The following is a 4,715-nucleotide window of genomic DNA, read 5'->3' on the forward strand; positions in this document are numbered from 1 at the left end:
ATTCTTCGCCAGGCCACATTGCTTAGTTCCAGGGATCCGTAACAGTCAATAAGACTGTCCGGCCCGAAAGCCTGTTGCAGAAGAGACAGGGAGACAGGATCAAGGATTTCTCCAACCGAGGCACAGATCATGGGCCTGGGGATGCTGATCCTGTTTCTGCAGATATGCATGGCCATCTGCACCAGGTGGGATTTGTTGGCGTAAATGACCTGGGGCCTGAGGGAAACAATCTTGTCCACCAGTATCCCGGTGGGGTCGGCAAAAGAGGCCATATGTCTTTTCATGATGCCCAGAGACTGCAAAATGGTGTCCTGACCCCGGATATGAACAGGAGAAGCCACCCAGAACATTTTATGCCAGGGCCGGTAACCATTCAACACAAGAACCCGCATGAACTTGGCCAGCATACAGGCCCGGTCATCCCAGGATCTGTAGATCTGAACGGGCTGTCCTGTGCTGCCGCTGGTGGCGTCCCGGAAACAGTCCTGAAACTGCTCAGGGAAGCTTTTGAGAGCACTGGCGGTCAGCTCTTTATAGGCCTGGCGGTCAAGGACAGGCAGTTTTTTTAAATCATCCAGAGAGGTTATTGTCCTGGGATTAACACCTGCTGACTTCATGCCGCTTCTGTAAAATTCGAAGTGATCAAAGGCGTGAGAAAGTATGCCCCGCAGCTTGCGCAGTCTGAGTGCATGCAACCGCCTTGAAGACATACGCCCGGCCATGAGCATGCCTGAGAGCCTGAAAGCTGTATTGAAATTGACCAGGGATCTGTTGAGTCTGGAGATGTTCATGATATATAGTTTGGTCAGGGGGATGCCGAAACCGGCCCGGGGACAGTCTCAGCCCTCATAACTTTTCCAGGATGTTTCTGTACTTTGCAACACTTTCAAAAAACCTGTCTCTGGTCAGGATGTACAGACGTTTCCCGGGTTCTTCACACTGCTCTGTGGGGATATAGCCCAGGGACCTGTTGAAGCGTATGGCCCGGTGATTGTCGTCCAGTATATGGGCATACAGGGAGTTGAGCTTGAGATCGTTGAAGCCGAACCGGTTTCTTAGAAGAATAACGGCGTAAGGATAGATGCTGTGGCGCAATGTTGAGTCATGAAAAAAAATCCCGCCTTCAGCAGTCTTTTGAGCATGGTCGATCTTCTTGAGTTCAGTCATGCCCACGGGCCTGTTGTCTATAAAGATGATGAAGTAGGCGTTGCTGGGAGAGTTTATGGACTGAAACCACTTTTCCTGCATCTCCCGGGTAATGTGATCACGAAAGTGCATAAACCCGGCAACATTCGGGTCGTTGCGCCAATTGCGCACCATTTCAATGTCGCTGTGTTTAACCGGCTCAAGGGTGACGCCGTATCCCTGCAGAGTTTTCATGGCTTATTGAGCTGTATAGCCGCCATCCACTGGAATATTGGCCCCGGTGATCCAGCGGGCGGCATCAGACAAAAGAAACACACAGGCATCAGCAATATCTCTGGGCCGGCCCAGACCCAAAGCGTAACCCTGCCTCCTCTGGCTGACCTGCTCCGGGGTCAGAGTGCTGAACACATCCTGCATCATCTGGGTCATGATCAAGCCGGGAGAGACGCAGTTCACCCGGACCTTTTTTGACGCAAGTTCCATAGCCATTGAGCGCGCCGCAGAGAGCAATGCCCCCTTGGTGGCTGAATAACCAGTCAGTCCCGGCCTGCCGGCTGCTGCCATGGTGGAACTGATAAAAACCAGGCTGGAACCATCCTGGGGGATAAACTTCCTGTGAGTTACAATTCTTGCAATTTCAAGACCGGCAAAGACATTGATGTCAAAAAGACTGCGATATCTGTCAATGTTCATCTGGTTCAGGGCACAGGTCATCTGCAAACCCGCGGCATGGACGAGACCATGAACCTTTTCAATGCCTGCAATCCCTTCCCTGATGGAGGCAGCCAGCCCGTCAAATTCAGTAAGATCTACAGGCAGGGCGATATGCCTGTCGCCGGGCATGTCATCCATTGCTGCGATAAGGTTTTGTCTGTTTCTGGCAATTAGTATGACCCTGGCCCCGCCGAATGCGCATTCAACAGCGCATTGCCTGCCGATCCCGGAACTTGCCCCGGTAATGACGATATTTTTATTCTTGAGACTGAAGGAGTGGTTTTCCATGGGCGGCCTGCCTACATCTCGACGATTTCAGATATATGAGGGCCATGCAGGCTGATCATGGCTGAGCCTATGGACAGACCCACCCCGAACCCGGAGATTATCATTCTGGTGTCCTGACTCAGCTTTCCTGGAAGCTCAGTTGAGATGGTCAGAGGGATTGAAACCGAACTGGTGTTGCCGAACCGGTCCAGGTTGAAGGGCACCCTGTCAGGATCAAGTTTGAGTTTTTTGACAAGATAACTGTTCATGGCCAGGTTGGCCTGGTGAAAAATAAACCAGTCGATATCTTCTCTGGAAAGTCCGCTCATGGTGAGAATCTTTCTGACGTGCGCAGGTGCCTGGGTGATGACGAACTCAAAGACTCCAAGACCATTCATGGTGGCCTGCTCGTCGCTTCTGACGCTTCCGTCCTCAAAGGTACGTTCCAGCAGAGATTCAGGGGTGCTGGGATGCCTGTACCCACCGGATTTAATCATGATGTAGTCATGCCTGGAACCGTCTGAATCCATTAGAAACCAGGAAGGACCGTAATGATCCCCTTTTTCAATGATCAAGACCGAGGCCGCATCTCCAAAGAGAAAACCGGTCTGACGGTCTTTGAAGGAGTAGGCCCTGGTCCTGGTTTCAGCATTGATCAGCATAACCTTGTCGATATTCGGCTGCAGAGCAAGTGAATACGCCAGGTTGAGCCCGTATACAAAACCGGAACATCCCAGGTTAATGTCAAAGGCTGCACAACTCCCGGGCAGCCCAAGCCTGTCCTGCAGGATGATTCCGGTGGCCGGCATCTTATAATCCGGGGTCTGGGAGACAAAGATGAGAAAATCAATACTGCCGCGGTCCGTGCCGGTATCTGCAAAGGCTTTTTCTGCAGCAGCCAGAGCCAAGTCTGAGGCACAGGTATTTTCATCCGCTACCCTTCTCTGCCTTATACCGGTGCTGTCAGCGATTTTCCCGGCCTCAGCCGCATCAAAAAAGTCATTATCTGTGTAATTGTTGAATATTCCTGCCGGTACTGCTGCTGAAATGGACTTGATACCTACGTTATTGAAGCTGGTTGATGCCATCAGCTCCCTCTGGATTTTGCTATGTAGCGGGCAATATCATCGATGGTGGCCAGTGACTGAAAATCATCCTGCCGGACAGTGACATCGAACTGCTCATCAATTTTTGTGACCAGGGATATGTAAGCCAGGGAATCCCACTCTTCATACTCCCTGAACTTATCATAAGGCTTGATCTGGCCTGGATCTTTTTCCAGGATCTCTTCAAAAAACTCAATCAGTCTATCTATCATCAGGTGTTCCTTTTGGGGCATTCGCGTCCGGCAGAGACTTGCGCACAAAGTACAAGGGTCTTCCCCGGACCTCCTTGAGGACCATGAACAAATACTCGCCGATAACGCCCAGGGCAAAGAGTATCACTCCTGAGAAGAAGGTCAAGAGCAGAATGATGGTGGTCCAGCCGGGAACAAGTATGGCTCCCAGCAGATAGCGCACGAAATAAAATAGCATAAGAGCCAGACTAAGACCAGAGGCAGCAAGGCCGGTCAAAGAGACTAAGCGCAGAGGCAGCATGCTGGCGTGACAGATATTGTCAAAGGCCAGCCTGAACTGCCTGCGCAGGGTATAGTTGGACTTGCCCGCCCGCCTGGGAGAATGTTCAAGACTTATATTCATAACCCTGCGGGTGCTGCTGAAGATAAGCATGGATAAAGAGGGGTTGAGTATCCGGTGGGCGCAGATGACTTCAACAAGCTGCCGCCTCATGGCCCGAAAGCCTGAAGAGCGCAGGCCACGGGGCATATTAAAGGCTGTCTGGTTAAGGCGATTGATAATCCTGGAACCCAGGTTGCGGTAAAAGGAATGCTTTTTGTGCTCAAATACTCCCATGACACAGTCCATCTCAGGATTGTGCTCAAGGGCCTGAATAAGCCTTTGAAGCTGATCAGGCCGGTGCTGAAAATCGTCATCCATGGTTATTACAATATCACCCCTGCTGTGCTGCAGGCCGCAGAGGGTGGCCCGGACCTGGCCTTCGTTGTTCATGAGCTGGATACCGCGGACATTAGGCAGATCCTGCGCTGTCCGGGCTATGACATCCCAGGTGCTGTCCGGGGAACAGTCATCTACAATGATTATCTCATGGGACAGCTCCAGGCTGTTGAGGGTGGAGGCTGTCTCCCGGACCAGGTCATTAAGCCAGGCAGATGATTTGTATGCTGGAATAACTATGGATATGTCTGGCATGGTTTTTTTTGGATTGTTAAATATGCTTGCTCTGCGGCCTTGGCGCCTCTCTAAGAAGTATTGAAGAGATTGCCTCACGCAAAGGCGCAAAGGACGCCAAGGGGAAGATTTTTTGTAAGCAGGGAAGACCTGCTTACAAAAAGGTCTGCCTCATCCCTGGAGGGATGATTCTCTTCAAGGCCGAAGGCCAAATTTATCTTCCTCTGCGGCCTTGGCGCCTTGGCGTGAGACGCCTCTTTTGCCTCACGCTAAGGCGCTAAGGACGCTAAGGGGAAGATTCTTCTCTGCGGCCTTTGCGCCTCTGCGTGAGACAATTTC

General features: G+C 51.5%; 5 protein-coding genes and 1 pseudogene. All 6 read right to left on the reverse strand.

Annotated elements, in window-relative coordinates; translation table 11 throughout:
* Positions 1-791 (reverse strand): annotated as a pseudogene (locus tag QZP87_RS01725) (hypothetical protein); the annotation flags it as partial.
* Positions 792-846: 55 nt separating this feature from the next.
* The gene (locus QZP87_RS01730; RefSeq protein ID WP_291321196.1) at positions 847-1,380 is read right to left on the reverse strand and encodes a GNAT family N-acetyltransferase; all 534 of its coding nucleotides are present in this window, start codon (positions 1,378-1,380) and stop codon (positions 847-849) included.
* Between the two features lie 3 nt (positions 1,381-1,383).
* Positions 1,384-2,148, reverse strand: a complete 765-nt coding sequence (locus QZP87_RS01735; protein ID WP_291321197.1) for an SDR family oxidoreductase — start codon at positions 2,146-2,148, stop codon at positions 1,384-1,386.
* Positions 2,149-2,159: 11 nt separating this feature from the next.
* A complete protein-coding gene (locus QZP87_RS01740; protein WP_291321198.1) occupies positions 2,160-3,215 on the reverse strand; it encodes a ketoacyl-ACP synthase III in 1,056 nt (351 codons plus the stop codon).
* Positions 3,215-3,445, reverse strand: a complete 231-nt coding sequence (locus tag QZP87_RS01745; RefSeq protein ID WP_291321199.1) for an acyl carrier protein — start codon at positions 3,443-3,445, stop codon at positions 3,215-3,217. Before QZP87_RS01745 ends, QZP87_RS01740 begins: the two co-directional genes overlap by 1 nt.
* Positions 3,435-4,397, reverse strand: a complete 963-nt coding sequence (locus QZP87_RS01750; protein WP_291321200.1) for a glycosyltransferase family 2 protein — start codon at positions 4,395-4,397, stop codon at positions 3,435-3,437. The genes QZP87_RS01745 and QZP87_RS01750 overlap by 11 nt, the downstream gene beginning before the upstream one ends.
* Positions 4,398-4,715: the final 318 nt, after the last annotated feature.

It is taken from the genome of Desulfonatronospira sp., from assembly GCA_003563255.1.
In the GTDB taxonomy this organism is placed as follows: domain Bacteria; phylum Desulfobacterota; class Desulfovibrionia; order Desulfovibrionales; family Desulfonatronovibrionaceae; genus Desulfonatronospira.